The following is a 23,557-nucleotide window of genomic DNA, read 5'->3' on the forward strand; positions in this document are numbered from 1 at the left end:
GGTCCCTGGTCGCGGCGGGTACTCTTCTCGGGCGAACCCGATCTGAGAAGGAGCACTGTGGCAGCCACGTCCGAGGCACGAGAGCTGGCCGTAGCGGCCGCACACGCGGCGGCGGACAAGAAGGCCAGCGACGTCGTCGTGCTGGACGTGTCCGAGCAGCTCGTCATCACCGACGCCTTCGTCATCGCCTCCGCGTCCAACGAGCGCCTGGTCGGCGCGATCGTCGACAACGTCGAGGAGAAGCTGCGGGAGAGCGGCCACAAGCCGGTCCGCCGCGAAGGCGCCCGCGAGGGCCGCTGGGTCCTGCTGGACTACGTCGACGTCGTGGTGCACGTGCAGCACGTCGAAGAGCGCACGTTCTACGGCCTCGAACGGCTGTGGAAGGACTGCCCGCGCATCGAGGTGGCCGGACTCGAGGAGCCACCCGCCGACGAGGACCCGGACGTCCCGTGAGCCCGCGGCGGCTTGTGCTCTGGCGCCACGGCGAGACGGACTACAACGCCGCCGGGCGGATGCAGGGTCACCTGGACTCGGCGCTGACCCCGCGCGGGTGGAACCAGGCCCGGTTCGCGGTTCCCGCGCTGGCCCGGTTCTCCCCGGACCTCGTCATCGCGTCCGACCTGCGCCGCGCCACCGACACGGCCACCGTGCTCACCGACGCGATCGGCGTCCCGCTGCGGATCGACAAGCGGCTGCGCGAGACGCACCTCGGCGAGTGGCAGGGCATGACCGGCGCCGAGGTCGACGAGGCCTACCCCGGTGAACGCGCCCGCTGGCGCCGGGACGCGACCTGGGCACCGCCGGGCGGGGAGAACCGCCTCGACGTCGCCGACCGCGCCGGCGAAGTCGTCACCGACCTGCAGCAGGCCAACTCCGGCGCGGGCGAGACCGTGCTGCTGGCCGCGCACGGCGGGCTGATCACGGCGCTCACCGCGCACCTGCTGAACCTGCCGGTGGAGACCTGGCCGTCGCTGGGCGGGATCTCGAACTGCCACTGGGTCGAGCTGGGAGCACGCGACGGGAAGTGGCGCCTGCAGGCCTACAACGCGGGGATGCACGGCTAGCCGATGGGGCCGCGCCTGCTCGTGTTCGGCGATTCGCTGAGCTTTCACGGTCCCGAAGGACCCTGTGCCGCCGACGAACCGCGGCTGTGGCCGAACATCGCGGCCGCCGCGCTCGGCGGCACCGCCGACCTGGTCGCCGGGATCGGCTGGACCGCCCGCGACGCCTGGTGGTCGCTGACCGGCGACCCGCGCGTGTGGGCCGACCTGCACCACGTCGACGCGGTCGTCCTGGCGGTCGGCAGCATGGACACGCTGCCCTCGCCGTTGCCGACCTACCTGCGCACCGGGCTGAAGTACCTGCGACCCGACCCCGTGCGACGCGTGGTGCGCAAGGCTTACCTGTCCGCGCAGCCCCGGCTGTCGGTCGCGTTCCGCGGCCGTCCGGTGGTGCTGCCGGCCAAGCTCACCGTGCAGTACCTCGACACCGCCGTCGGCGCGCTGCGCGTCCTGCGGCCCGAGCTGCCGATCTACGGGTGGCTGCCGTCGGTGCACCGAGCCGCGGCCTACGGGGGCGTGCACACCGCGCGTCCGGCCGCGGAGGCCGCGATGAAGGCGTGGGGCGCGCGGGCCGGGATTCCGTTGCTGGACTTGGAAGCCGTGGTCGGCGAGCACGTCCTGAGCGGCGAGGGCAACCCGGACGGCATGCACTGGGGCTGGAAAGGGCACGCCGCGGTGGGCGAGGCGATGTCCGTGTTGCTGGCGCCGGTGGCGGCCCCCGGCCACGTAGGCTGACGGCGTGTCGGTCGCCGTAGTCACGGATTCCACCGCCCACCTGCCGGAGGGCTTCGCCGAACGGCACGCGGTCCGGGTGGTGCCGCTGCACGTCCTGGTCGACGGCGTGGTTTCCCTCGACGGCGTCGAGACCGGCCCGGCCGCCGTCGCCGAGGCGATGAGCCAGCGCAAGATCGTCACGACCTCGCGCCCGACCCCCACCGAGTTCGTGAAGGAGTTCCGCGCGGCGCTGGCCGACGGTGCCGACGCGATCGTTTCCGTGCACCTGTCGCGCGAGCTGTCGGGCACCTGGGAAGCCGCCGTGCTGGCGGCGCAGGAGGTCGGGCCGGACCGGGTCCGCGTGGTCGACTCGCGCACCACCGCGATGGGCCTGGGCTTCGCCGCGCTGCACGCCGCTTCGGCCGCCTCCGCCGGGGCCGACGCGGCCGAGGTCGAGGCCGCGGCGGTGACCGCCGCCGGGTGCTCGTCGACGCTCTTCGTCGTGGAGACGCTGGACCACCTGCGCCGCGGCGGCCGGATCGGCCCGGCCGCGGCGCTGCTCGGCACGGCGCTGGCGGTGAAGCCGGTGCTGCACATGTCGGACGGCCGGATCCTGCCGCTCGAGAAGGTCCGCACCATGAACCGGGCGCTCGCGCGGCTGGTCGAGTTGGCCGCCAAGGCCGCCGAGGACGACGACGTCGAGCTCGCCGTCCACCACCTCGCGTCGCCGGAGCGCGCGGTCGAGCTGGCGAACCGGCTGGAGGAGGCGGTGCCGCGCTCGGCGGGGTGCGTGGTCTCCGAGCTGGGCGCGGTGATCGGAGCGCACACCGGGCCCGGCGTGCTCGGGGTGGTCGTCCAGCGGACGGTGCCGTCCCGGCGCTAGCCGCCGAACCCGCCAGCATGCCACCCGGGTACGACGGAAACGGCCGTTCCCGGGCCGGGCCGGGTGGATCCATCCACATCACCCCGGTTGTCCACAGGACGCGGCGGCACCCCTGTCGGACGGCTCCCCGCGGGCCCTAACGTCGATCGTGTGTTCGAGCAGCCCGCCCGGGATCCGGGCCCTCCCGTCAACGACCGGCTCGCCTGGCTGGCCGACCAGCTCTCGCCCGACGCGAGCACGGTCGGGCCCGGCGGCCGGCTGGTCCGGCGCTGGCTACCGGGCGGATCGGCCGGTCCCGGCCGCCGCCGGTGGGCGCTCGCCGGTGTCCTCGCGGCGGTCGTGGTGATCGGCCTCGGCTCGGTCGCGCTCCTCGGCGGCCGTCCGGTGCCCGAGTCACCACCCGCGCTGCCGAGCGCGAAACCGGCGAGCGAGGTATCGGCCCGGGCCGCACCCCAGGCCGGTCTCGTCGTCAGCGTCATCGGCCGCGTCCGGTCGCCCGGCCTGGTCACCGTGGTCCAGGGCGCCCGGGTCGCGGACGTGCTCAGGGCCGCGGGCGGCGCCGAGCCCGGCGCGGACCTGAGCTCGCTGAACCTCGCCCGCCGCGTGACCGACGGGGAGCAGCTCGCGGTCGGGATCCCGGCACCCGCCGCCGCGGCGCCGGCCGGTACCCCGGCGGGCGGCAAGGTCGACCTCAACGCGGCGAGCGCGGACCAGCTGGACACGTTGCCCGGCGTCGGCGCGGTGACGGCCCAGCGGATCGTCCAGTGGCGCACCGAGCACGGCGGTTTCACGAAGGTCGAGCAACTGCGCGATGTGTCCGGCATCGGGGAAAGCAAATTCCAGAAGCTGCGCGAGCAGGTGACGGTCGGATGAGCACGCTTCCCGCGACCGACACCCGGCAGGACATGCGGCTCGTCCCGGCAGCGTTGGCGTGCTGGCTCGCCGCCCTCGGCGGCCTGCTGCTGGGCTGGTGGACGGCGGTCGCCGTCGGCCTCGCTTCGGCGGTCCTCGCCGGGCTGGTGTGCTGGCGGGCCCGTGACCGTTCCCGGGTGCTCGGCGCGGCCGCGGCCCTGCTGGTCCTGGGACTCGTCGCCGCGGGACCGGTCGCCTGGCGGATCCGGAACGCGCAGCAGGACGACCTCCGGGTCGCCGCGGCCGACGGGCTGCCCGCGGCGTTGCGGGTCGTCGTCACCGAACGCCCGAAGCCCGTGCGCAGCGCGGGGTACGCCGACCAGCAGGCCGGTGCCCGGTCGGTGGTGCTGACGGCCGACGTCCGCACGGCGTCGGTCGACGGCCGGCCGGTGTCGTCGTCCGGGCGCGTCCTGTTGCTCGCGCCCGTCGCTCAGTGGGCGGCGCTGCTGCCGGGCCAAGACGTCACGGCGACGGGCCTGCTGATGCCGCCGCGCGGCTCGGACCTGACCGCCGCGGTGCTGTCCGTGCGCGGGCCGCCGGGCGACCCCGGCCCGGCGCCGTGGTGGCAGCGGACCGCGGCGGGGCTGCGCGCCGTGCTCCACGACCTGTGCCAGGTCCTGCCGGACGAACCCGCCGGCCTGCTGCCGGGCCTGGTCCTGGGCGACACGAGCGGGTTGTCGCCGCGGGTCGAGCAGGAGTTCGTCACCGCCGGGCTCGCTCACCTGACTGCCGTCAGTGGGGGAAATCTCGCCGTTGCGTGCGGCGCGGTCCTGCTCCTGCTCCGCCTGCTTCGGATCGGGCCGCGGACGTCGGCGGTCGCGGCCGGTGCGTGCCTGGTCGGGTTCCTCGTCCTGGTCGGCCCGGAGCCGAGCGTGCTGCGGGCGGGCGTGATGGCGGCGGTCGCGTTGCTGGCGTTGGCGCTGGGCCGGCGTGGCTCGGCACTGCCGGCGCTGGCGTTCGCGGTGTGCGTGCTGGTGGTGACGGATCCGGCGATGGCCACGGACTTCGGGTTCGCGCTGTCGGTGTTCGCCACCGCCGGGCTGGTCCTGATCGCGCCCCGCTGGGCCGCCGTGCTGGTGCGCCGCGGCGTCCCGCCGGGGTTCGCCGAAGGACTGGCGATCCCGTTGGCGGCGTTCCTGGTGACGGCGCCGGTCCTCGCCGGCATGGCGGGCACGGTGAGCCTGGTTTCGGTGCTCACCAACGTTCTCGCCGCGCCCGTGGTGGCCCCGGCGACGGTGCTCGGCGTCCTGGCGACGGTGGTCGGCCCGTGGTGGCCGGGTGCCGGGACGGTCCTGGTGCACCTGGCCGACCCGGAAGCGCGGTGGCTGATCACGGTGGCGCGGCACGGCGCCCGGGCACCCGGCGCGGTCGTCGCCTGGCCCGGCGGCTGGACGGGCGGGCTGCTGGCCGCCGCGGTGCTCGTAGTACTGGTGCTGGCCGCCCGGTACCGGCGGCTGCGGTTGGTCATGGCGGTGCTGGTCGTCGGGGCGTTGCTGGTGTTCGTGCCGGTCCGGGTGCTCGCACCGGCGTGGCCACCGCGCGACTGGGCGATGGTCGAGTGCGACGTCGGCCAGGGCGACGCGGTCGTGCTGGCGACAGCGGAGCCGGGGCGGGCCGTCGTCGTGGACACCGGGCCCGAGCCGGGGCCGGTGGACGAATGCCTGCACCGGCTGGCCGTCGAGCGGATCCCGTTGCTGGTGCTGAGCCACCTGCACGCGGACCACATCGGCGGGCTCTCGTCGGTCTTCGAGGGCCGGTCGGTCGGCGCCATCGCCGTCGGCCCGGGGCGGGCGCCGGACTGGGCGTGGCGCCAAGTCGCGGCCGAGGCCGCGAAACAGGACGTGCCGTTGGTGGAGCTGAACCCGGGGGAGCGGATGAACTGGCCCGGCCTGACGCTCGACGTACTGGGCCCGCGTTACGTACCGGCCCGCGTGGCGGGCCCGCAGGACGGCACGACGATCAACAACAGTTCGGTGGTCCTGCGAGCGCAAACCCCGGTAGGCCGGGTGCTCCTGACCGGCGACGTCGAACTGGCGGCCCAATCGGACTTGCTGGCCGACGTCGGTGATCTGAAAGCGGAGGTGTTGAAGGTGCCACACCACGGTTCGCGCTACTCGTTGCCGGCGTTCCTCGCGGCGGTGGCGCCGAGGGTGGCGTTGGTCAGCGTGGGTGCCGGCAACACATATGGCCACCCCAGCAAGACCACAATGGACAGTCTGACGGCGTTGGGAGCCCTGGTGACCCGAACCGATGTGGACGGCGATACCGCGGTGGTCGCCGGAACGGCGATAGTCCGCCGAGGCGAGCCCCGAGCCCCGCCCCGCCGGTGAGCCGGTCACTTCACAGCGGCGTTCCGGGCGGCTTCGCCGGCCTGGCGGTCGCGTTCGAACGTGATCCGGCGGCGAGCCCACTGCTGTCCGCCCTCGTCGGCCAGGGTTTCCACCCGTGCGACCAGCACCCGGACCGCGTCCTTGCCTTCGTACGGCGGTGCGGAATGGAGGAACAACGCGGCTTCACGTTCGATCGCGTAACCGATCTGGCTGTGCTCCACCCAGTTCTGGTGCATGCCGAAGGTGGTCCGGATCCCGGTCGCGACCAGGACGACGGCGCCGAGGGCGGCGATGACGACCGAGTCGAGGTGGGCGGCGGCGGCCACCGGGATCGCGGCGGAACCGGTGAGGGCGACGACCTCCACCACGCCGTACCTCAGCCGGTCTCGCCGGGCGCCCTTCTTGTACCACCGCCACTTCGCGACGACGGTCGTCGGCAAGGCCTGGCCGTCGCGTTCGGCGGTGACCATCCAGTGCTTGCCGAGATTCCGCATTTCCGAACCTCCTGAACCGAGCCGGCACGTGGGGTGTCGACCCTATCGGCCCGGGGAAACGCGAAAGGAGGTACTCGCCGGGGGAAGCCGCTCGGCTGCCCCCGGCGTGGACGTCAGTAGCCGAGCGCCTCGTTCACGGCCTTGGCGGACGCCGGCACGGTCGCCTTCGGGCCGATGTGGTTCTCGACCGCGTCGAGGGTCTTGAGGCCGTCGCCGGTGATCAGGAGGACCGTCTCGGCGTCCGGGTCGAGCTTGCCCGTCTCGACCAGCTTCTTCGCCGTCGCCACGGTGACCCCGCCGGCGGTCTCGGTGAAGATGCCCTCGGTGCGGGCCAGCAGCCGGATGCCCTCGACGACCTCTTCGTCGGTGACGTCCTCGATCGCGCCGCCGGTGCGGTTGACGATGTCGAGGACGTACGGGCCGTCGGCCGGGTTGCCGATCGCCAGCGAGCGGGCGATCGTGTCCGGCTTCACCGGCTGGACCACGTCCTGGCCGGCGCGGAAGGCGGCCGACACCGGCGAGCAGCCGGTCGCCTGCGCGCCGAACACCTTGTACGGGCTGGCGTCCACGAGACCGAGCTGACCCAGCTCGCGGAAACCCTTGTCCACCTTCGTCAGCTGCGAACCGGAGGCGATCGGCACGACGATCTGCGGCGGGATGCGCCAGCCGAGCTGCTCGGCGACCTCGTAGGCCAGCGTCTTCGAGCCCTCGGAGTAGTACGGCCGGACGTTCACGTTCACGAACGCCCACTTCGGGTGCTCACCGGCCAGCTCGGTGGCGAGGCGGTTGACGTCGTCGTAGTTGCCGTCGACGGCGATCAGGTCGCCGTCGTACACCGCGGTGGTGAGGATCTTGGCGCGCTCGAGGGTCTTGGGGATCAGCACGACCGACCGCCAGCCGGCGCGGGCCGCGGCGGCGGCCGTCGCGTTGGCCAGGTTGCCGGTCGACGGACACGCGAGCACCTCGAACCCGAACTCGCGGGCCGCGGCCAGCGCGACGGCGACGACGCGGTCCTTGAACGAGTGCGTCGGGTTGCCGGTGTCGTCCTTGACCCACACGCGCTTGAGGCCGAGTTCCTTGGCCAGGCGGTCGGCGCGGATCAGCCGGGTCGCGCCGGGCTCGGTGTTCGGGATCTCTTCGACGTTGGACGGAACCGGGAGGAGCTTCTTGTAGCGCCAGATGTTCTTGGGGCCGGCCTCGATGTCTTCGCGGCGGACGCGGCCGAAGTCGTAGGCGACCTCGAGCGGCGAGAAGTCCTCGGCGGAGACGAACTCCGGGGCGAGCGGCTGCCGGTGACCCTCTTCCTTCGACACCAGTTCGACGGCGGGACCGAGATCCGGGGTCTTCGTGGTGGAGGTCGTGCCGAGGGTTGCGGTCATCGCGAGGTTCCTTTCCTCATCTGCCCCGCCGAAGCGGGCCGGAATTGGCACCGTGGTCGTCAGCTACCCCGCGATCGCGGGATGACAGGCTGTACGCCGGTTGCCGGGGCTTCGTCGGGCCGTTCCCTCTGCCCCTCTGGATGAGCGGTATTCGGTTGTCGGTGCGCGCGAACGAGCGCGCCGCCTCGAGGACACCGTACGACATGGCGCTCACGCTGTGCCATGCCGGCCGCCCGACATCACCGGAGAGGGCGCACGACACCGCAAGTGAGAGGATCCTCGGGTGACCGCGCAAGCCACCGCCCCCGCCCCGCTGCACCTGGTGCTGGGCGAGGAAGAACTGCTGATCGAGCGGGCCGTCCGCGAGACGCTCGCCGCCGCCCGCGCTATCGACGCGACGGCCGAGCTGACCCGCGTCCGGGTGTCCGAACTCACAGCCCCCGAGCTGGCCGAACTTGTCAGCCCGTCGCTGTTCAGCGAGGGCCGCGTGATCGTCCTGGAGTCGGCGCAGGACATCTCGCAGGAGCTGGCCGACGCCGTGGCGTCGTACCTGAAGGACCCCGCGGACGGCATCGTGCTGGTCGTCGTCCACACCGGCGGCGGCCGCAGCAAGGCGGGCAAGACGCTCCCCGCGTCGCTGAAGAAGGCCGGTGCCGAGGTCACGGAGTGCCCGAAGCTGACCAAGCCGGCGGAACGCGAGCAGTTCGTGCGGCACGAGATCCGCCGCGCGGGCGGCAAGATCGACCCGGCGGGGGTCGCCGCGTTGATCGACGCGGTGGGCTCCGACCTGCGAGAACTCTCGTCGGCGGCGAGCCAGCTGGTGGCCGACACGGGCGGGACGGTCGACGCCGACGCGGTCCGCCGCTACCACCGCGGCCGCGCCGACGTGACGGGCTTCGCGGTCGCGGAGAAGGCGGTGAGCGGCGACCGCTCGGCGGCGCTGGAGTCCCTGCGCTGGGCGATGCAGCTGGGCGTCCCGCACGTCCTGGTGGCGGACGCCCTGGCCGACGCGGTCCGCACGATCGCCCGGGTCTCGGGCGCGGGCCGCGGCAACCCGAACCAGATGGCCGGCGAGCTGGGCATGCCGCCGTGGAAGATCCGCAAGGCCCAGGGCCAGTCGCGGGGCTGGAACCAGGACGGCCTGGCCACGGCGATGCGCGTGGTGGCGAGGCTGAACGCCGAGGTCAAGGGCGTGGCGGCGGACCCGGGTTACGCACTGGAGCGAGCGGTCCTGGAGGTGGCGGCCGCCAAGGGCGACCGCTGACCCCGGACACGAAGAAGGCCCCGGCCGAAGCCGGGGCCTTCCCAGAAATCAACCAGCTCAGAGCGCGTTGACGCGCTTGGCCAGCGCCGACTTCTTGTTGGCGGCCTGGTTGGCGTGGATGACGCCCTTCGAGACGGCCTTGTCCAGCTTCTGGGCGGCGTCGCGCTGCAGCTCGACGGCCTTGGCCTTGTCGCCGGCCTCGGCGGCATCGCGGACCTTGCGGATCGCGGTCTTCACCGAGGACCGGATCGCCTGGTTGCGCTGACGCGCCTTCTCGTTCGTCGTGATGCGCTTGATCTGCGACTTGATGTTGGCCATAGGGCAACTCCTGTTTCACTCGGTGAGATCGCCGCCGCGCTGAAGTGGCCCCACTCGAAGAGCGGGTTTCCTCCATGACGGAATGCCGCACGGGCAGCGAGCGACCACTCTAACAGCCGGGCCGCGGGCGTCCGGAGCCGGGAGTACGGTGGGTGACGGCAGTGCCTAGGGTTCCGTCGCCGGTCCGCGCACCCCGCTCCACACAACCAGGACCGGTGGGCCTGGTCCGAGCGGCACCATCGGCGGGCCCGGACGGCCGGTCGTTCATCTGACGGGGCAAAAGCCTGGAGGACCCGGTTTTCGCGCGCGCGAAAACCCGTAAGGGGTCCCGTGAACACCACCGCTTTGTCCCTCGTCCTCGTCGCCGCCGTCGTGCACGCGGCCTGGAACCTCGCCGCCAAGCGGATCTCCTCCGGCGGCACCCAGTTCGTCTGGCTCTACTACACCGTCGGCGCCGTCGTGCTGCTGCCGATCACCATCGTGCAACTCGTCGTCGAGGCCGACCGTCCACAGTGGAGCTGGCTGCTCGCCGCGGTCGTCACGTCCGTGCTGCACATCGCCTACGGCATCGTCCTGCAACGCGGGTACCGCGTCGGCGACCTGTCCGTCGTCTACCCGGTCGCGCGGGGTACGGGCCCGCTGCTGTCGGTGCTGGCCGCCGTCCTGGTGCTCGGCGAACGGCCCGGCTGGCTCGGCCTGCTCGGCGCGTTCCTGGTCGTGGCCGGCGTGCTGGTGATCAGCGCCGGCCGCAAGGCGGAAGACCCCCAGGCGGTCAAGGCCGGGATCTTCTACGGCCTGCTCACCGGCGCCGTCATCGCCGGCTACACCCTCTGGGACGCGCACTCGGTGACCGGCCTCCGCGTGCCGCCGGTCGTCTACTTCGGCCTCGGCTCGATCCTGCAGAGCCTGATGCTCGTGCCCGGCGCCCTGGCCGGGCGCGCCGAGGTCGGCCGCGTCTGGCGCGTGCACCGCCGGGAGGTGCTGCTCGTCGGGCTGCTGTCGCCGGTCGCCTACATCCTCGTGCTGTTCGCCCTCACGATGGCGCCGGTCAGCCTGGTCGCGCCGGCGCGGGAGCTGAGCATCGTGCTCGGCGGCGTCGCCGCGTGGCTGGTGCTGGGCGAGCGCGACGCCGTCCGGCGGCTCGCCGGGTCGGTGATCGTGCTCTCCGGCATCGCCGCGATTGCGGCCGCCTGAGCGCGTCCGGTAGGGATGGTCGGATGGAAGTCCTGAAGAGCAGGCTGATCGTCCGCCCTCGTGACGTCGACGCGACGACGGCGTTCTACCGCGACACCCTCGGCCTGGCCGTGGAGCGTGAGTTCCCCGGCGGCACCGTGTTCTTCCTCGGCCACGGCTCCCTGGAGGTCTCCGGCCGGGGCGAGACGGGGTCGTCGCCCGACCTGGCGCTCTGGCTGCAGGTCCGGGACCTCGCCGGCACGCTGGCCGGCCTGAAGGCGAGGGGCCTGGAGCCGGTGCGGGACGCCCAGCGCGAGCCCTGGGGCCTCGACGAGGCCTGGATCGCCGACCCGGACGGCACGCGCATCGTGCTGGTCGAGGTGCCCGAGGGCCACCCGATCCGCACGGACACCCGCTAGGCGGGTTTGACGGCCCGCAGCTGCGCGGCGAGCGCGGCGAAGCCGGGCGGGTCCCACGTCCAGGTCTGCAGGTCGGCGAAGCCCGCTTCGGCGGCTTCGTCGGCCAGCACGTGCCTGCTCACGGGCAGCCACTTCTCGTGCGCGGACAGCAGCAGCCGCCCGCCGGGGCGCAGCACCCGCAGCAGCTCGGCGAACCCGGCCGCGCGGTCGTCCCACAGCATGACGTTGTTCACGCTCAGCACGACGTCGACGGACGCGTCGGGCTCGCCGGTGTGCGCCGCCGACCCTTCGCGCAGCTCCACGCGGTCGCCGCAGCGCTCCTGGCAGAGCCCGAGCATCTCGGGGGAGGGGTCGACGCCGATGGCGCGTCCGGCCAGCCGCGCGGCGGCGTCCAGGCCGACGCCGGGCCCGGGCCCGACGACCAGGACGGTCTCGTCGGGCTCGATCCGGGCCAGGTCGACGACGCGCTGTTCGGTGGCGGCGTTGCCGCGGGCCATCACCCAGCCGCCGAGGCGGCCGAGCGCGCCGGAGGGGTGACCGAACGTCCGGTCGAGGACGCGGGCGAAGCCGCTGGTCTCCGGCTGGGGAGGGGGTGCCGGTTGGTGCGAAGTGCTCATACTTCGAGGGCACCACGGATCGAAAGAGCCCGCATCGGGGATGACCCCCACTGACACCCGGAGGGGCATGGGAGCATAGAGGTGGCCATCCCCGACTTTCCGAGGACTCATTCGAGTGACAGCGCTCAACAAGTTCGCCGACACCACCTTCACGCCTCCGGAGCTCATCCGGAACTTCTGCATCATCGCGCACATCGACCACGGCAAGTCCACCCTGGCCGACCGCATGCTGCAGCTCACCGGCGTCGTGGAAGAGCGGGCCATGCGCGCTCAGTACCTCGACCGGATGGACATCGAACGCGAGCGCGGAATCACGATCAAGGCGCAGAACGTCCGGCTGCCCTGGAAGGTCGACGGCCAGGACCACGTCCTGCACATGATCGACACGCCCGGCCACGTCGACTTCACCTACGAGGTGTCCCGGGCGCTGGAGGCGTGCGAAGGCGCGGTCCTGCTGGTCGACGCCGCGCAGGGGATCGAGGCCCAGACGCTGGCCAACCTCTACCTCGCGCTGGAGAACAACCTCCAGATCATCCCGGTGCTCAACAAGATCGACCTGCCGTCGGCCGACCCCGACAAGTACGCGGGTGAGCTCGCCCACATCATCGGCTGCGAGCCCGAAGACGTCCTGCGGGTCTCGGCCAAGACCGGCATGGGCGTCGGCGAGCTGCTCGACGAGGTCGTGAAGACGGTCCCGGCGCCGCAGGGCGACGCCGACGCGCCGGCGCGGGCGATGATCTTCGACTCGGTCTACGACACCTACCGCGGCGTCGTCACCTACATCCGGGTCGTCGACGGCAAGATCACGCCGCGCGAGAAGATCAAGATGATGTCGACCGGCGCCACGCACGAGCTGCTCGAGGTCGGCATCATCTCGCCGGAGCCCAAGCCCAGCAAGGGGCTCGGCGTCGGCGAGGTCGGCTACCTGATCACCGGCGTGAAGGACGTCCGCCAGTCGAAGGTCGGCGACACCGTGACGTCCGAGCGCCACGGCGCGAAGGAAGCGCTGGCGGGCTACCGCGAGCCGAAGCCGATGGTCTACTCCGGGCTGTACCCGGTGGACGGCTCCGACTACCCCGAGCTGCGCGAGGCGCTGGACAAGCTCCAGCTCAACGACGCCGCGCTCGACTACGAGCCGGAGACGTCGGTGGCGCTGGGCTTCGGCTTCCGCTGCGGCTTCCTCGGCCTGCTGCACCTGGAGATCACGCGCGACCGGCTCGAGCGCGAGTTCGGCCTCGACCTGATCTCGACGGCGCCGAACGTCATCTACCGCGTGGTGCTCGAAGACCGGAGCGAGGTGGTGGTGACGAACCCGTCGGACTGGCCGACCGGGCTGAAGATCGCCGAGGTGCACGAGCCGGTGTCGAAGGTCAGCATCCTCGCGCCGTCGGAGTTCGTCGGCACGATCATGGAGCTGTGCCAGACGAAGCGCGGCACGCTGCTGGGCATGGACTACCTGTCCGAGGACCGCGTCGAACTGCGCTACAACATCCCGCTGGCGGAAATCATCTTCGATTTCTTCGACACGCTGAAGTCGCGTACGCGCGGCTACGCGTCTCTCGATTACGAAGAGGCGGGCGACCAGATCGCGGATCTGGTCAAGGTGGACATCCTGCTGCAGGGCGAAACCGTGGACGCGTTTTCCGCGATCGTCCACAAGGACGCGGCGTACGGCTACGGCAACCGGATGGCGACCCGGCTGCGCGAGCTGATCCCGCGCCAGCAGTTCGAGGTCCCGATCCAGGCGGCGGTCGGCTCGCGGATCATCGCCCGCGAAACGATTCGCGCGATCCGCAAGGACGTGCTGGCGAAGTGCTACGGCGGTGACATCTCGCGGAAGCGCAAGCTGCTGGAGAAGCAGAAGGAAGGCAAGAAGCGGATGAAGACCGTCGGCCGGGTCGAGGTTCCGCAAGAGGCCTTCGTCGCCGCTCTGTCCACTGAGGACTCGGGTAAGAACAAGAAGTAACTGTTCCACTGATGTGACACCGGCGCCCATATTCACGCCACCGCGTGAATATGGGCGCCGAACTCGTGTTCGACGTGGTTTCTGTCGGTGGTCTCTGGTTTCCTCTGGTGCGAAGAGCGAAAGGAGAGCACCATGACGGTCATGGCAGACATCGAGCATCCCGCCGATTCGGGCCCCCTGACGGTGCACGACCTCGAGGGGATGCCGGACGATGGCCGACGCCGTGAACTCATCGACGGGGTGCTCATCGTGAGCCCCGCGCCCGGTAGAAGACACCAGAAGATCGCTTACCGGCTCTACGGCGTATTGGAAGCCGCCTGCCCGCCCGATTTCGAGGTGATCGGCGCGCCGTTCGCGGTGCACTCGGGCGACGACACGGAGCTGCAGCCCGACGTCCTCGTCGGCCGGGACGAGGACTTCACCGAGAAGGACCTCCCGGCGCCGCCGGTGCTGGCCGTCGAAGTCCTGTCGCCCAGCACGGCGATCTACGACTTGAACCTCAAGAAAGCGGTCTACGAACGGTTCGGCACGGGCAGCTACTGGGTGATCGACCCGGCGGAGCCGGCGCTGACGGTGTTCGAGCTGGACGAAGACGGGCACTACCAGCAGGTGGCCAAGGCGGCCGGCGACGAAGCGGCCGAACTGGAGCGGCCGTTCCCGGTGCGGATCGTGCCCGGGGAGCTGCTGGGCCGGCTCGGCTGACCGGCGTCAGTACTCCCGGAGGCGGGGGGCGCGGAGCTGGGCGTGCAACTGACGGTGGCGCAGCTCCTTGCGCAGCCGCTCGACCACCGCGTCGAACAGGGCCGGGTCGAGGATCGCCGTCTGCTCGAACTGGCGTCGCTGCGGCGGTGCGGGGGTGAGCCGGCCGCGGGGCGCGTAGCGCTGCACCGAACTTTCGATGCCCCCGCCCGTGACCAGGTCGAGCCAGAGCGCGTCGCGCAGGTGACCGTCGCCGAAACGGGCGGAGCGGCGGACTGTCACGTCGGCTATCTGGGACCACGGCACCACCCGCGTGCTCTGCGTGCCCGCCGGCAGGCGGAGGCCCTCGTCGCCGACGGTGAGGTCGCGGAGGCTCGCGAAGACGCGCTTCAGCTCGCGGGCCCGGGACACCCGGAACGCCGCGAGCGCGACGAGCACGGACGCCGCGTACGCGCCGCCGATCAGCCACGGCGACAGCCCGCGCAGCAGGCCGAGGGCGAGCGCCGCCCCGAAGCCGGCGTCGGCGACGACGAGGAGGCCGATCAGGATCTTGACCGGCGTCGTCACGCGGGGTGGGAACTCGGGCAACGGGTCGACTCCTCGGGCCGGGCTGGTCAGGGGTTGCCGATTATCCGGTCCGCCGTCACGAAGACCGCGACCCGCCGCTCTTCGGCCATCACGCGGTCGTACTCGTCCCAGTCGTCGTGCGTTCCGGTCGCGGCGATGAAGACGTCGCGCAGGAGCTTCGGCAGGCCTGCGGGGTCGAAGGCGGGGTCGGGATCGTCCGGCCCGATGAGGTGGGTGGCGCCGGTGACGGAAACCCAGTTCCACCCGCGCCGGAAGGTGACGGTGGCGTGCCCGGCCCGCCGCAGCAGCAAGAGCTTGTGCGCCCGCCCGACGGCGACGTACGCGACGCCGGGAACGCCGGTCACCGGGTCGTCGAACACACCGGCGTTGACGACGGAGGAGTGGACGGTGCCATCACCCCGCGTAGTGGCAACGGTGGCCAGGCCGTTCTCCCGCAGCGACAGCGCGCGCACCTGCTCCAGATCAACGCTCATGCCGCAATCTAACCCGCCGGACGAACCGGGTGTTCCGATTCGACGGGGAAAATCGCTGTCCGGCCGCCGGGACGTGGTGGTAGACAGCCCGCGTGCCCGACACCCTGGACTTCCCCGCCGTGCTAAGCCTGATCGACGAACGGTCGGCCGCCTTCCGCGCCGCGGTCGCCGCCGCTCCCGGCCTCGATGTGCGGGTGCCGACCTGCCCCGAGTGGACGCTGGCCGACCTGGTGCGGCACCTGGGCGATGGGCGTCGCGCCTGGGCAGCCACCATCGCCGCCGGACCCGATGCCACGGCGAAGTCCGCACCGCAGGGCGCTCCCGCCCCTGAAGAGCGCGACGCCCTGCTGGCGTGGTCTGCCGCGGCCACGGGGGAGCTGCTGGACGCGTTGCGGGCGGCCGGTCCCGAGCGCCGGTGACGGTCGCGTGGCCGCACGAGCCCGCGGCCGCCGACTACCACGCGACCGAGGGCCGCTCCTGGCGCAACCGGCTCTCCACCGACGGCTCCCGCGCCGACCGGATCACCGCCCCCATGGCCGACGAGGACCAGGACGTCGTCCGCGCCTCCGCCCGCGGCACGGCCGGCGACCTGGTTCTCGCCCTGTACGGCCGCATCCCGTTGGACTCCCTCGAGCTCGGCGGCACCCGGCAGCAGTTCGACCAGCTCGTGGAGTGGGATCCGGAACGGTAGGTCAGCAGGCGCCGTTGTCGGTCCACACTCCCCACTGGCCCGTTGTTCCCGGCTCCTCGCCCTGCGTCCACCACTTCGCCGTCCACTTGTGGCCGTTGTGGGACACCACGTTCCCGCCCGTGTACACCTGCGAAGCGCTCCACTCCGGGTCCGCGCACGTCCCCGGCTGCGTCGTCCCGCCCGTGTCCCACGAAACCTGCGACGACCGGTAGAAGTTGATCCCCTGGGCCACCCACCGCGGGGCCTGCGCGCCCAAGCGGGTGCGGAACGCCGTCCAGTCGTGGGTCGACCACGGGGACCAGCCCAGCTCCGCGTGCGCGGCCAAGCGCGGGAACGCCAAGTACTCGATGTCCGACGGTGTGGCCACCGTTTCGGTCCACAGCGGCGATTCCACTCCGCGGACCGCCGACTCGCCGACGCCCGACAAGTACGCTCCCGGGTTCCAGCCGTACGCGTCCTGGACCTCGATGTAGCCCGCCCACGACAGGCCGATCGGCGTCGAGCTGTTGTACTTCATGTCCAGGTACGCCTTGTTCGCCGGCGACAGGATCACCGTGCTGCCGCGGGAAACCGCCGTCGACACGCCCGCGTCCGAGGTGGAAGTCCCCCAGAACTGCGGGGTTGCCGAAGCCGGCAGCGTGGCCTTCGCGATGTCGTGCCAGCCCACCACCGACTTGCCCGTCGCCGCCACCAGGGGGAGCACCTTGTTCACGAACGTCAGGTAGTCGGTTGCCGAAGTGGACGATGCTTCGTCGCCGCCGATGTGGATGTACGGGCCCGGGGTCAGGGCCGCCAGCTCGCGCAGCACGTCCGCGATGAACGTGTACGTGATGTCCTTCGAGATGCACAGCGAGCTGTAGCCGACCGCCGTGTCCGTGCGCAGAGCCGGGGCGACCCCGTTGCAGTTCAGCTCCGCGTACGACGCCAGCGCCGCGTTGACGTGCCCCGGCATGTCGATCTCCGGGATCACCGTGATGTGCCGCGAAGCCGCGTAGTTCACGATGTCCGTGTACTGCGCTTTCGTGTAGTAGCCGCCCGCGCCGCCGCCGACCTGGGTGCTGCCGCCGTACGTCGTCAGGCGGGGCCAGCTGTCGATCTGGATGCGCCAGCCCTGGTCGTCGGCCAGGTGCAGGTGCAGGTTGTTGATCTTGTACTGGGCGAGCTCGTCGATGTACCGCTTCACCGTCGACACCGGGTGGAAGTGCCGGGCGACGTCGAGCATCGCGCCGCGGTAGCCGAACCGGGGGTAGTCCACGATCGTCGCGCCCGGGATGCTCCACGGGCCGGCTTGGGCCGTGGGGCTTTCCACCCGGCCGGGCAGCATCTGCCGCAGCGTCTGGACACCGGCGAAGAGCCCGTCGGCCGTCTGCGCCCGCACGGTCACCGAAGACGCCGTCGACACGAGCTGGTAGCCCTGCGTACCGACGGACGCGGGCGCGCCGCTGAGCAGCAGCGCGATGCTGTCGGCGGGCACGGACGCCGGAGCGTCGGACACCGGCAGCGCGAAGCCGGTCGACGGCCGCAGCACCCCCGCCAGGTAGGTGCCGACGTTCTTGGCCGGCGCCGACCCCGCTTCGGTGACGATCTTCGTCGTCGACACCAGCGGGAAGGTGACTCCGGCGGCGGGGGTCACCGACGCCGGCACGGGCACGATCGACTGCAGCGCCGGGGTCGCCGCCGCGGCCGGGGTGACCTGGGCGGCGGCGGTACTGGCCCCGACCAGGGCCAGCACGGCGAGGGCGCGACCGGCGCGTCGCGCGAAGGGTGTCTTCACCGGGGACCTCCTGGCGGGAAGGGCACGACATCGCCGTCGCACCTGCCCGGATCGTCGCACCTCTGCCGACGATGGTCTAGACCAAACTGGGTGGTTAAGCTCGCGCGGTGACGCAGGAGTCCGTGCCGGGGTCGCCGTTCGCGCTGCTTTCGGGCGCCGAGACGGCCGCCTGGTCCGCCTACATGAAGGTGCACCTCCGCCTGGAGTACGAGCTGAACCGGCAGCTGCGCGCCGACAGCGGGATCTCGCTCGCCGACTACCACGTGCTGGTCGCGCTGACGAGCGCGTCGGCCGGCCGGATGCGGGTCACCGACCTGGCGGTCCGCATCGGCTGGGAGCGCAGCCGGCTGTCCCACCACCTGAAGCGGATGCGCGAACGCGGCCTGGTCACGACCGGCGTCAGTCCCGAAGATCGGCGCGCCACCGCCGTGACGCTGTCCGGCGACGGCTGGGAGGCGTTGCGCCAGGCTGCGCCGGACCACGTCGGCTTCGTGCGCAAAGCGTTCCTGGACGCGCTCGAACCCGGCGAAAAAGCCCAGCTGGCGGCCTTGCTGGAGCGTGTCTACGACGCGCTCGTCGAGCACGGCACGCTGCCGCGGCCGGAGGACCACCCCTGACACTTACGTGACATGTCACGTAAGATGGCGTCGGACCTCAGGAGGGTGCGACATGGCGACGGTGGCCGAACTGATGCGGGCGAACCTGCTCGACGTCTTCAACGAGCGCGACGACGAGCGACGGGCGAAGGCGATCGAGGCGACCTACGCGGCCGACGTCGTCTTCGCCGATCCCGAAGGGACCGTGACCGGCCGCGACGCCCTGAACGCCAAGGCGAAGGGCCTGCTGGAGCAGTCCCCGGGCTTCGTGTTCGCCCCCGCGGGCCCGGTGCTCGTCAACCACGACCTGGGCCACCTCGCCTGGGAGCTCGGCCCGGAAGGCGCGCCGCCGGTCGTGCGGGGGATCGACGTCGCCCTCGTCGAGGACGGCCGCATCACGAAGCTCTACACGATGTTGCTGCCCGCCTGAGTACTACGCTCGGTGGCATGTTCGACGAGCTGACGTTCCCGGTCATCGCCGCGCCGATGGCGGGCGGCCCGACCACGCCTGAGCTGGTCGCCGCGGTCACCGAGGCCGGCGGCTTCGGCTTCCTGAGCGCCGGCATGCTCACGCCCTCGGCGCTCGCCTCGCAGATCGACCGCGTCCGGGAGGTGACCGGCCACCCCTTCGGCGTCAACCTCTTCGTCCCGCAGCCGGACACCGGCGCGGACGTCTCCGCCTACCGCGAACGACTCGAAGCCTTCGCCCGCGATTACGACGTCGAGCTGGGCGAACCGAAGTGGGACGACGACGCCTACCCCGCCAAGCTGGACGTCGTCCTCGAGCAGCGCGTTCCCGTGGTGTCGTTCACCTTCGGGCCACCGACGCCGTCGGACGTGGTGCGCCTCAAGGAGGTCGGCAGCAAGGTCGTCGTCACCGTGACCACGCCGGAGGCCGCGCAGCGGGCCGCCGACCTCGGCGCCGACGCCCTCGTCGTCCAGGGCTTCGAAGCCGGCGGGCACCGGAGCCTGTTCACCGACGACGCCCACCTGCCCGGCGGCGGTGCCGAATACGGCGTCCTCGCGCTGCTGCGCCTGGTCGCCGCCCGCGTCGACCTGCCGCTGATCGCCGCCGGTGGCCTGGTCCACGGCGCGGACGTCGCCGCGGTGCTCGCCGCCGGGGCGGCCGCCGCCCAGCTGGGCACGATCTTCCTGCGTGCGGACGAGGCCGGGACGTCCGAGGCCCACCGCAAGGCGCTCGCGGTCGCCGAGCGCGAGACGGCGTTCACCCGCGCCTTCAGCGGACGCCCGGCGCGCGGGCTGGTCAACAAGTTCATGGACGCGCTGTCCGACGGCGCGCCGGCGGCGTACCCGCAGCTCAACAACCTCGCGGGCCCGGTGCGCAAGGCGTCGGCGAAGGCCGGTGACCCGGAAGCGATCTCGCTGTGGGCGGGCCAGACGTACCCGCTCGCCTACGACGCGTCGGCCGCCGTCATCCTCGAGCGGCTGAAGGTCGAGGCGCGCGACGCCGCCGCCCGCCTCGACCGGATCCGCTAGCGCTCGCGGTTCAGGAGCGAGTGCCGCCGGCTGTAGAGGAAGTAGATCACCATGCCGATGGCGAACCAGACCGCGAACCGGATCCAGGTCGCCGGCTGCAGGAACGTGATCAGCCAGATCGAGAACACGACGCCGATCGCCGGGACCACCGGCATGCCCGGCGTCTTGAACGTCCGCGGCAGGTCCGGCTGCTTGTAGCGCAGCACGATCACCGCGACGCAGACCACGACGAACGCCAGCAGGATGCCGATGTTCGTCAGCTCCGCGGCCTCGCCGATCGGGAGCACGCCGGCGATGATCGCCGACGCGCCGCCGAGGATCCACGTCATCCGGCTGGGCACCTGGCGCTTCGGGTTCGTCTTGCCGAACCACGGCGGGAGCAGGCCGTCGCGGCTCATCGAGTAGCCGACGCGGGTGGCGCCCATCAGGAACGTGAACAGGACGGTGAGGATGCCGATGATGGCGCCGATCGCGATCACCGTGGCCAGCCCGGACAGGCCGACCGACTTGAACGCCGTCGAGAAGCCGCTCTTCGGGTCGATCTCGGTGTACTTCTGCATGCCCGTCAGCACCAGGCACGCCAGCACGTACAGCACCATCGAGATGGCCAGCGAGTAGAGGATCGCCTTCGGCATGTGCCGTTGCGCGTCCTTGGACTCCTCGGCCGCGGTGCTCATGGCGTCATAACCGAAGACCGCGAAGAACACCGTGGCCGCGCCGGTCACCGCGCCGCCGAAGCCGGCCGGGGCGAACGGCGTGTAGTTGCCGGTCTTGACGTAGAAGAAGCCGACCAGGATGACCACCAGCACGATCAGGACCTTGATCCCGACCATCGCCGTCTCGAACCGGGCGGCGCTGCGGATGCCGCGGTTGAGCAGGTACGCGATCAGCAGGCACAGCAGCGCGGCGAAGAGGTCGACCTTGTGGCCCGGCCCGGTGCCGGGTGCTCCCAGCATCCACGCGGGCAGGTCGAGGCCGAGCTGGCCGAGCAGGAAGCTGAAGTAGCCGGAGATGCCGATCGCCACCACCGACACGATCGCGGTGTACTCGAGCAGCAGGTCCCAGCCGATGAACCAGCCGACGACCTCGCCGAGCACCGCGTAGCCGTAGGTGTAGGCCGAGCCGGCCTTCGGGATCAAGCCCGCGAACTCGGCGTAGGAGAACGCGGCCGCGGCGCTCGCGACGCCGGCGATGAGGAACGAGATCAGCACGGCCGGGCCGACGCCGGGGATACCCGCCGAGTCGTCGCCGTGGGCGACGCTGCCGGCGAGAGCGAAGATCCCGGCGCCGATGATGCCGCCGATGCCGATGGCGGTCAGCTGCCACAAGCCCAGGGTGCGGTTCAGGCCACCACTTTCCGAGGTGTCCTGGATCTGGTCGATCGGCTTGCGCCGGAAGATGCCGGAGCTGGAGCCCAGGCCTGGAGCGGACATCATCGTCTCCCGAACATCGCGGTGGACGGGCCCGGATCACGGGCCCAACGCCGGAACCTACCGCCAACTCCGCGTGAAGACAGTGTGAGCCGCTCAGCCCGCCGCGGTGTCCTCGCTCACGGCCGCCGTCGCCGTCGCCGCGGCGCGCTTGGCCTGGGTGGTCCGGACCGCGCCCGCCGCGAAGTAGGTGAGCAGCTCGGCGATCTCCACCGGGTCGTCCAGCTGCGGGCAGTGCCCCCAGTCCTCGCGGACGAGCAGCCTGCTGTGCGGCACCAGCGTGTGCAGCTGCCGCCCGGACGCCGCGGTGACGAGCTTGTCCTTGCCGCACGCGACGACCAGCAGCGGCACCTTCACCGACTCGAGCCGGTAGGCGTCGGCGAGCTCCGCGACCAGCTGCCGGGCCTGCTCGAGGCGGCTCTTGGTCGAGCGGTAGTCGGGGAACAGCGCGGTGAAGCGCTGCACCTGCACGGCGTCGGCGACGCTCGAGTCGGCGTACAGCAGCCGCGGGACGACCTGCTCGGCGACCTTGCGCACCAGGAACCCCGGGACCGGGACCGGCAGCGCCGAATACAGCCGCAGCGGCAGCGGGTAGCGCGCGACCGCGCGGATCAGCCACGAGTCGACGAACCCGGGCGCGGCGATCGACACGACGCCGGAGATCGGCAGCCGGCTGTTCTGGGCCGCGCGCAGGCTCATCGTGCCGCCTAGGGAGTTCCCGGCCAGCACGACCGAGCCGAGCACGGCCTGCTCGCGGACGACGGCGGTGGTGAACGCGTCGAGCTGGGGCAGCATCGGGCCGGGCCGCAGCGGCTGCGCGTCGCCGAACCCGGGCAGATCGACCGCGACCGCCGGGATCCCGGCGGCCGCGAGCTGCTCCAGGGCGGGGCGCCAGGTGTCGGCGCTGTCGCAGTAGCCGTGCAGCAGCACCAGCCGCGGCGCGGCGGGCTTGACGTGCGGCGTCGCCGCCCGGCGACGCAGGGAACGACGGGGGAGCTCCGGGTCCGGAGCGGCTTCGCCGACCTCCAGGACGCGGGTGCGGACACCGGCGTAGCGCCGGAAGGAGACCCGGATCGGGTCCGGGTCGCTGCTGGACCGGCCGCCCGGTCCAGCCGAGGCGGGCCGCTTCGTTGCGGTCATACCTCAAGATTACCTTGCGACCATTGGGTTTTGGTCGAATTGAGGTGCTAACGACCAGGTCTCGAACTGAGTACGTTAGAGATTCACCGGATGCCGAGCCGGGCGGAACAAGTCGATCCGCCCAGCTCAGCGGTGGTCTAGCGGGTGAAGACGATCTTGCCGGCGGTGTCGCCGTCGAGCATCGCCTGGAACCCCTTAGGGGCCTCGGTGAACGGCAGTTCGGCGCCGATCTGCGGCCGCACCCCGGTCAGGTCGAGGTAGGCGAGCAGGTCCGCGAGCTCGTCGCGGGTGCCCATGGTCGAGCCGGCGACGCGCAGCTGGAGGAAGAAGACGCGCTGCAGCTCCGCGTTCGCGTCCGGGCCGCTGGTCGAGCCGGAGACGACGATGATCCCGCCCGGCTTGAGCGATTTCACCGAGTGTGACCAGGTCGCCTTGCCGACGGTCTCGAAGACGGCGTCGACGCGCTCGGGCAGCCGCGCGCCCGACTCGAACGTCTGGTGCGCGCCGAGGCTCGACGCGAGCGCGCGCTTCTCCTCGGAGCGGCCGGTCACCCAGACCCGGAACCCGGCCGCGCGGCCGAGCTGGACCAGCGCCGTCGAGACGCCGCCGGAGGCGCCCTGCACGAGCATCGTCTGGCCCGGCCGCAGCCCGGACTTCACGAAGAGCATCCGGTAGGCGGTCAGCCAGGCCGTGCCCATGGTCGCGGCCTCGGCGAAGCTGAGCGTCTCGGGCTTCGGGACGACGTTGCGGGCCGGGACGACCACCTGGTCGGCGAAGGTGCCCTGGTGCTTCTCGGTGAGCAGCGTCCGCTTCGGGTCGAGGGTGTCGTCACCCTGCCAGCCCGGCGCGTTGATCACGGAGTGGACGACGACCTCGGAGCCGTCGTCGAGGGTCCCCGCGCCGTCGCAGCCGAGGATCATCGGGAACTGCTCGGGCTTGATGCCGACCCCGCGCAGGGTCCAGAGGTCGTGCATGTTGAGGCTGGCCGCCTTGACGTGCACGCGGACCCAGCCGTCCGGCACTTCGGGTTCGGGTCGCTCGCCCACGACGAGCGAGTCCAGTGGGCTTTCGGCGTTGGGTTCCTGCGCGTACACGGCGAACATGCCTCGCAACGTACCTCCCCGGAAGCGCGGGGGCAG

At 71.9% G+C, this 23,557-nt stretch carries 26 protein-coding genes and 1 riboswitch; of the genes, 16 read left to right on the plus strand and 10 right to left on the minus strand.

What is annotated here, in order from left to right; translation table 11 throughout:
• Positions 1–57 precede the first annotated feature (57 nt).
• From rsfS to ACZ7OH_RS37345, 6 genes are all read left to right on the plus strand, one after another.
• Positions 58–453, plus strand: a complete 396-nt coding sequence (gene rsfS, locus ACZ7OH_RS37320; protein ID WP_003067112.1) for a ribosome silencing factor — start codon at positions 58–60, stop codon at positions 451–453.
• Positions 450–1,064, plus strand: coding sequence for a histidine phosphatase family protein (locus tag ACZ7OH_RS37325; protein WP_400904482.1), 615 nt, complete (start codon positions 450–452; stop codon positions 1,062–1,064). Before rsfS ends, ACZ7OH_RS37325 begins: the two co-directional genes overlap by 4 nt.
• A 3-nt stretch (positions 1,065–1,067) precedes the next feature.
• Positions 1,068–1,796: a diglucosylglycerate octanoyltransferase gene (octT, locus tag ACZ7OH_RS37330; RefSeq protein ID WP_400904486.1), complete on the plus strand. Its 729-nt coding sequence runs from the start codon at positions 1,068–1,070 to the stop codon at positions 1,794–1,796.
• A gap of 4 nt (positions 1,797–1,800) precedes the next feature.
• Positions 1,801–2,658 carry a DegV family protein gene (locus tag ACZ7OH_RS37335; protein WP_470285166.1) on the plus strand — a complete coding sequence of 286 codons (858 nt, stop codon included), beginning with the start codon at positions 1,801–1,803 and terminating at the stop codon, positions 2,656–2,658.
• 150 nt (positions 2,659–2,808) lie between these two features.
• The gene (locus ACZ7OH_RS37340) at positions 2,809–3,531 is read left to right on the plus strand and encodes a ComEA family DNA-binding protein (RefSeq protein ID WP_470285167.1); all 723 of its coding nucleotides are present in this window, start codon (positions 2,809–2,811) and stop codon (positions 3,529–3,531) included.
• Entirely contained in the window at positions 3,528–5,900 is a 2,373-nt protein-coding gene (locus ACZ7OH_RS37345; RefSeq protein ID WP_470285168.1) for a ComEC/Rec2 family competence protein, read from the plus strand. The genes ACZ7OH_RS37340 and ACZ7OH_RS37345 overlap by 4 nt, the downstream gene beginning before the upstream one ends.
• 5 nt (positions 5,901–5,905) lie before the next feature.
• Here ACZ7OH_RS37345 and ACZ7OH_RS37350 read toward each other — a convergent pair whose 3' ends face one another.
• Both ACZ7OH_RS37350 and thrC read right to left on the minus strand, forming a co-directional pair.
• Positions 5,906–6,394, minus strand: coding sequence for a DUF4231 domain-containing protein (locus tag ACZ7OH_RS37350; protein ID WP_470285169.1), 489 nt, complete (start codon positions 6,392–6,394; stop codon positions 5,906–5,908).
• A gap of 113 nt (positions 6,395–6,507) precedes the next feature.
• Complete coding sequence (gene thrC, locus ACZ7OH_RS37355; protein ID WP_470285170.1) at positions 6,508–7,773, minus strand: threonine synthase; 1,266 nt, start codon at positions 7,771–7,773, stop codon at positions 6,508–6,510.
• A 13-nt stretch (positions 7,774–7,786) separates the two neighbouring features.
• Positions 7,787–7,920, minus strand: a riboswitch (SAM riboswitch).
• 136 nt (positions 7,921–8,056) lie between these two features.
• Between thrC and holA the strand changes: the two genes are divergently transcribed.
• Entirely contained in the window at positions 8,057–9,037 is a 981-nt protein-coding gene (holA, locus tag ACZ7OH_RS37360; protein WP_470285171.1) for a DNA polymerase III subunit delta, read from the plus strand.
• Positions 9,038–9,094: 57 nt separating this feature from the next.
• On the opposite strand, the gene rpsT is transcribed toward holA, so the two are convergent.
• Complete coding sequence (gene rpsT, locus ACZ7OH_RS37365) at positions 9,095–9,355, minus strand: 30S ribosomal protein S20 (protein WP_470285172.1); 261 nt, start codon at positions 9,353–9,355, stop codon at positions 9,095–9,097.
• A gap of 330 nt (positions 9,356–9,685) precedes the next feature.
• On the opposite strand from rpsT, the gene ACZ7OH_RS37370 reads away from it, so the two are divergent.
• Together ACZ7OH_RS37370 and ACZ7OH_RS37375 are read left to right on the plus strand one after the other, a co-directional pair.
• A complete protein-coding gene (locus tag ACZ7OH_RS37370; RefSeq protein ID WP_470285173.1) occupies positions 9,686–10,549 on the plus strand; it encodes a DMT family transporter in 864 nt (287 codons plus the stop codon).
• A 23-nt stretch (positions 10,550–10,572) separates the two neighbouring features.
• A complete protein-coding gene (locus tag ACZ7OH_RS37375) occupies positions 10,573–10,947 on the plus strand; it encodes a VOC family protein (protein WP_470285174.1) in 375 nt (124 codons plus the stop codon).
• On the opposite strand, the gene ACZ7OH_RS37380 is transcribed toward ACZ7OH_RS37375, so the two are convergent.
• Positions 10,944–11,564 (minus strand): class I SAM-dependent methyltransferase, encoded by a 621-nt coding sequence (locus ACZ7OH_RS37380; RefSeq protein ID WP_470285175.1) that lies wholly within the window; start codon positions 11,562–11,564, stop codon positions 10,944–10,946. The two genes, ACZ7OH_RS37375 and ACZ7OH_RS37380, sit on opposite strands and share 4 nt — an antisense overlap.
• Positions 11,565–11,679: 115 nt before the next feature.
• On the opposite strand from ACZ7OH_RS37380, the gene lepA reads away from it, so the two are divergent.
• Positions 11,680–13,530: a translation elongation factor 4 gene (gene lepA, locus ACZ7OH_RS37385; protein WP_470285176.1), complete on the plus strand. Its 1,851-nt coding sequence runs from the start codon at positions 11,680–11,682 to the stop codon at positions 13,528–13,530.
• Between the two features lie 132 nt (positions 13,531–13,662).
• Complete coding sequence (locus ACZ7OH_RS37390) at positions 13,663–14,232, plus strand: Uma2 family endonuclease (protein ID WP_470285177.1); 570 nt, start codon at positions 13,663–13,665, stop codon at positions 14,230–14,232.
• Between the two features lie 6 nt (positions 14,233–14,238).
• Here the strand turns inward: ACZ7OH_RS37390 and ACZ7OH_RS37395 are convergent, their stop codons facing one another.
• Positions 14,239–14,817 carry a PH domain-containing protein gene (locus ACZ7OH_RS37395; RefSeq protein WP_470285178.1) on the minus strand — a complete coding sequence of 193 codons (579 nt, stop codon included), beginning with the start codon at positions 14,815–14,817 and terminating at the stop codon, positions 14,239–14,241.
• 26 nt (positions 14,818–14,843) lie between these two features.
• Entirely contained in the window at positions 14,844–15,290 is a 447-nt protein-coding gene (locus ACZ7OH_RS37400) for a pyridoxamine 5'-phosphate oxidase family protein (protein ID WP_470285179.1), read from the minus strand.
• Positions 15,291–15,382: 92 nt separating this feature from the next.
• Here ACZ7OH_RS37400 and ACZ7OH_RS37405 point away from each other — a divergent pair, with 92 nt between their 5' ends.
• Together ACZ7OH_RS37405 and ACZ7OH_RS37410 are read left to right on the plus strand one after the other, a co-directional pair.
• Positions 15,383–15,709, plus strand: a complete 327-nt coding sequence (locus ACZ7OH_RS37405; protein WP_470285180.1) for a maleylpyruvate isomerase N-terminal domain-containing protein — start codon at positions 15,383–15,385, stop codon at positions 15,707–15,709.
• On the plus strand, positions 15,706–15,981 hold the full coding sequence (locus ACZ7OH_RS37410; protein WP_470285181.1) for a hypothetical protein: 276 nt from the start codon (positions 15,706–15,708) through the stop codon (positions 15,979–15,981). Before ACZ7OH_RS37405 ends, ACZ7OH_RS37410 begins: the two co-directional genes overlap by 4 nt.
• A gap of 1 nt (position 15,982) precedes the next feature.
• Here the strand turns inward: ACZ7OH_RS37410 and ACZ7OH_RS37415 are convergent, their stop codons facing one another.
• Positions 15,983–17,755, minus strand: coding sequence for a family 20 glycosylhydrolase (locus ACZ7OH_RS37415; protein WP_470285182.1), 1,773 nt, complete (start codon positions 17,753–17,755; stop codon positions 15,983–15,985).
• A 107-nt stretch (positions 17,756–17,862) separates the two neighbouring features.
• Between ACZ7OH_RS37415 and ACZ7OH_RS37420 the strand changes: the two genes are divergently transcribed.
• Genes ACZ7OH_RS37420 through ACZ7OH_RS37430 form a run of 3 tightly spaced genes read left to right on the plus strand, consistent with a single transcriptional unit; the run spans position 17,863 to position 19,848 of the window.
• Complete coding sequence (locus tag ACZ7OH_RS37420) at positions 17,863–18,372, plus strand: MarR family winged helix-turn-helix transcriptional regulator (RefSeq protein ID WP_470285183.1); 510 nt, start codon at positions 17,863–17,865, stop codon at positions 18,370–18,372.
• Between the two features lie 52 nt (positions 18,373–18,424).
• The gene (locus ACZ7OH_RS37425) at positions 18,425–18,781 is read left to right on the plus strand and encodes a nuclear transport factor 2 family protein (RefSeq protein WP_400904520.1); all 357 of its coding nucleotides are present in this window, start codon (positions 18,425–18,427) and stop codon (positions 18,779–18,781) included.
• A 17-nt stretch (positions 18,782–18,798) separates the two neighbouring features.
• Positions 18,799–19,848 carry an NAD(P)H-dependent flavin oxidoreductase gene (locus ACZ7OH_RS37430; protein WP_470285184.1) on the plus strand — a complete coding sequence of 350 codons (1,050 nt, stop codon included), beginning with the start codon at positions 18,799–18,801 and terminating at the stop codon, positions 19,846–19,848.
• Here the strand turns inward: ACZ7OH_RS37430 and ACZ7OH_RS37435 are convergent.
• From ACZ7OH_RS37435 to ACZ7OH_RS37445, 3 genes are all read right to left on the minus strand, one after another.
• Positions 19,845–21,281: an amino acid permease gene (locus tag ACZ7OH_RS37435; protein WP_470285185.1), complete on the minus strand. Its 1,437-nt coding sequence runs from the start codon at positions 21,279–21,281 to the stop codon at positions 19,845–19,847. The two genes, ACZ7OH_RS37430 and ACZ7OH_RS37435, sit on opposite strands and share 4 nt — an antisense overlap.
• A gap of 93 nt (positions 21,282–21,374) precedes the next feature.
• Positions 21,375–22,418: an alpha/beta fold hydrolase gene (locus ACZ7OH_RS37440; protein WP_470285186.1), complete on the minus strand. Its 1,044-nt coding sequence runs from the start codon at positions 22,416–22,418 to the stop codon at positions 21,375–21,377.
• A gap of 137 nt (positions 22,419–22,555) precedes the next feature.
• Positions 22,556–23,521 (minus strand): quinone oxidoreductase family protein, encoded by a 966-nt coding sequence (locus tag ACZ7OH_RS37445; protein WP_470285187.1) that lies wholly within the window; start codon positions 23,519–23,521, stop codon positions 22,556–22,558.
• Positions 23,522–23,557 lie beyond the last annotated feature (36 nt).

The sequence above is a fragment of the Amycolatopsis sp. NPDC114478 genome, assembly GCF_055633805.1.

Excerpts from the sequence above, each read along its gene's own strand:
- ACZ7OH_RS37390 (WP_470285177.1), top strand. The coding sequence starts at position 13,663 with ATGACGGTCATGGCAGACATCGAGCATCCCGCCGATTCGGGCCCCCTG.
- ACZ7OH_RS37375 (WP_470285174.1), top strand. The coding sequence starts at position 10,573 with ATGGAAGTCCTGAAGAGCAGGCTGATCGTCCGCCCTCGTGACGTCGAC.
- rpsT (WP_470285172.1), bottom strand. The coding sequence starts at position 9,355 with ATGGCCAACATCAAGTCGCAGATCAAGCGCATCACGACGAACGAGAAG.
- ACZ7OH_RS37380 (WP_470285175.1), bottom strand. The coding sequence starts at position 11,564 with ATGAGCACTTCGCACCAACCGGCACCCCCTCCCCAGCCGGAGACCAGC.
- ACZ7OH_RS37430 (WP_470285184.1), top strand. The coding sequence starts at position 18,799 with ATGTTCGACGAGCTGACGTTCCCGGTCATCGCCGCGCCGATGGCGGGC.
- thrC (WP_470285170.1), bottom strand. The coding sequence starts at position 7,773 with ATGACCGCAACCCTCGGCACGACCTCCACCACGAAGACCCCGGATCTC.
- ACZ7OH_RS37425 (WP_400904520.1), top strand. The coding sequence starts at position 18,425 with ATGGCGACGGTGGCCGAACTGATGCGGGCGAACCTGCTCGACGTCTTC.
- ACZ7OH_RS37350 (WP_470285169.1), bottom strand. The coding sequence starts at position 6,394 with ATGCGGAATCTCGGCAAGCACTGGATGGTCACCGCCGAACGCGACGGC.
- ACZ7OH_RS37435 (WP_470285185.1), bottom strand. The coding sequence starts at position 21,281 with ATGTCCGCTCCAGGCCTGGGCTCCAGCTCCGGCATCTTCCGGCGCAAG.
- ACZ7OH_RS37400 (WP_470285179.1), bottom strand. The coding sequence starts at position 15,290 with ATGAGCGTTGATCTGGAGCAGGTGCGCGCGCTGTCGCTGCGGGAGAAC.
- ACZ7OH_RS37440 (WP_470285186.1), bottom strand. The coding sequence starts at position 22,418 with ATGACCGCAACGAAGCGGCCCGCCTCGGCTGGACCGGGCGGCCGGTCC.
- octT (WP_400904486.1), top strand. The coding sequence starts at position 1,068 with ATGGGGCCGCGCCTGCTCGTGTTCGGCGATTCGCTGAGCTTTCACGGT.
- ACZ7OH_RS37445 (WP_470285187.1), bottom strand. The coding sequence starts at position 23,521 with ATGTTCGCCGTGTACGCGCAGGAACCCAACGCCGAAAGCCCACTGGAC.
- ACZ7OH_RS37345 (WP_470285168.1), top strand. The coding sequence starts at position 3,528 with ATGAGCACGCTTCCCGCGACCGACACCCGGCAGGACATGCGGCTCGTC.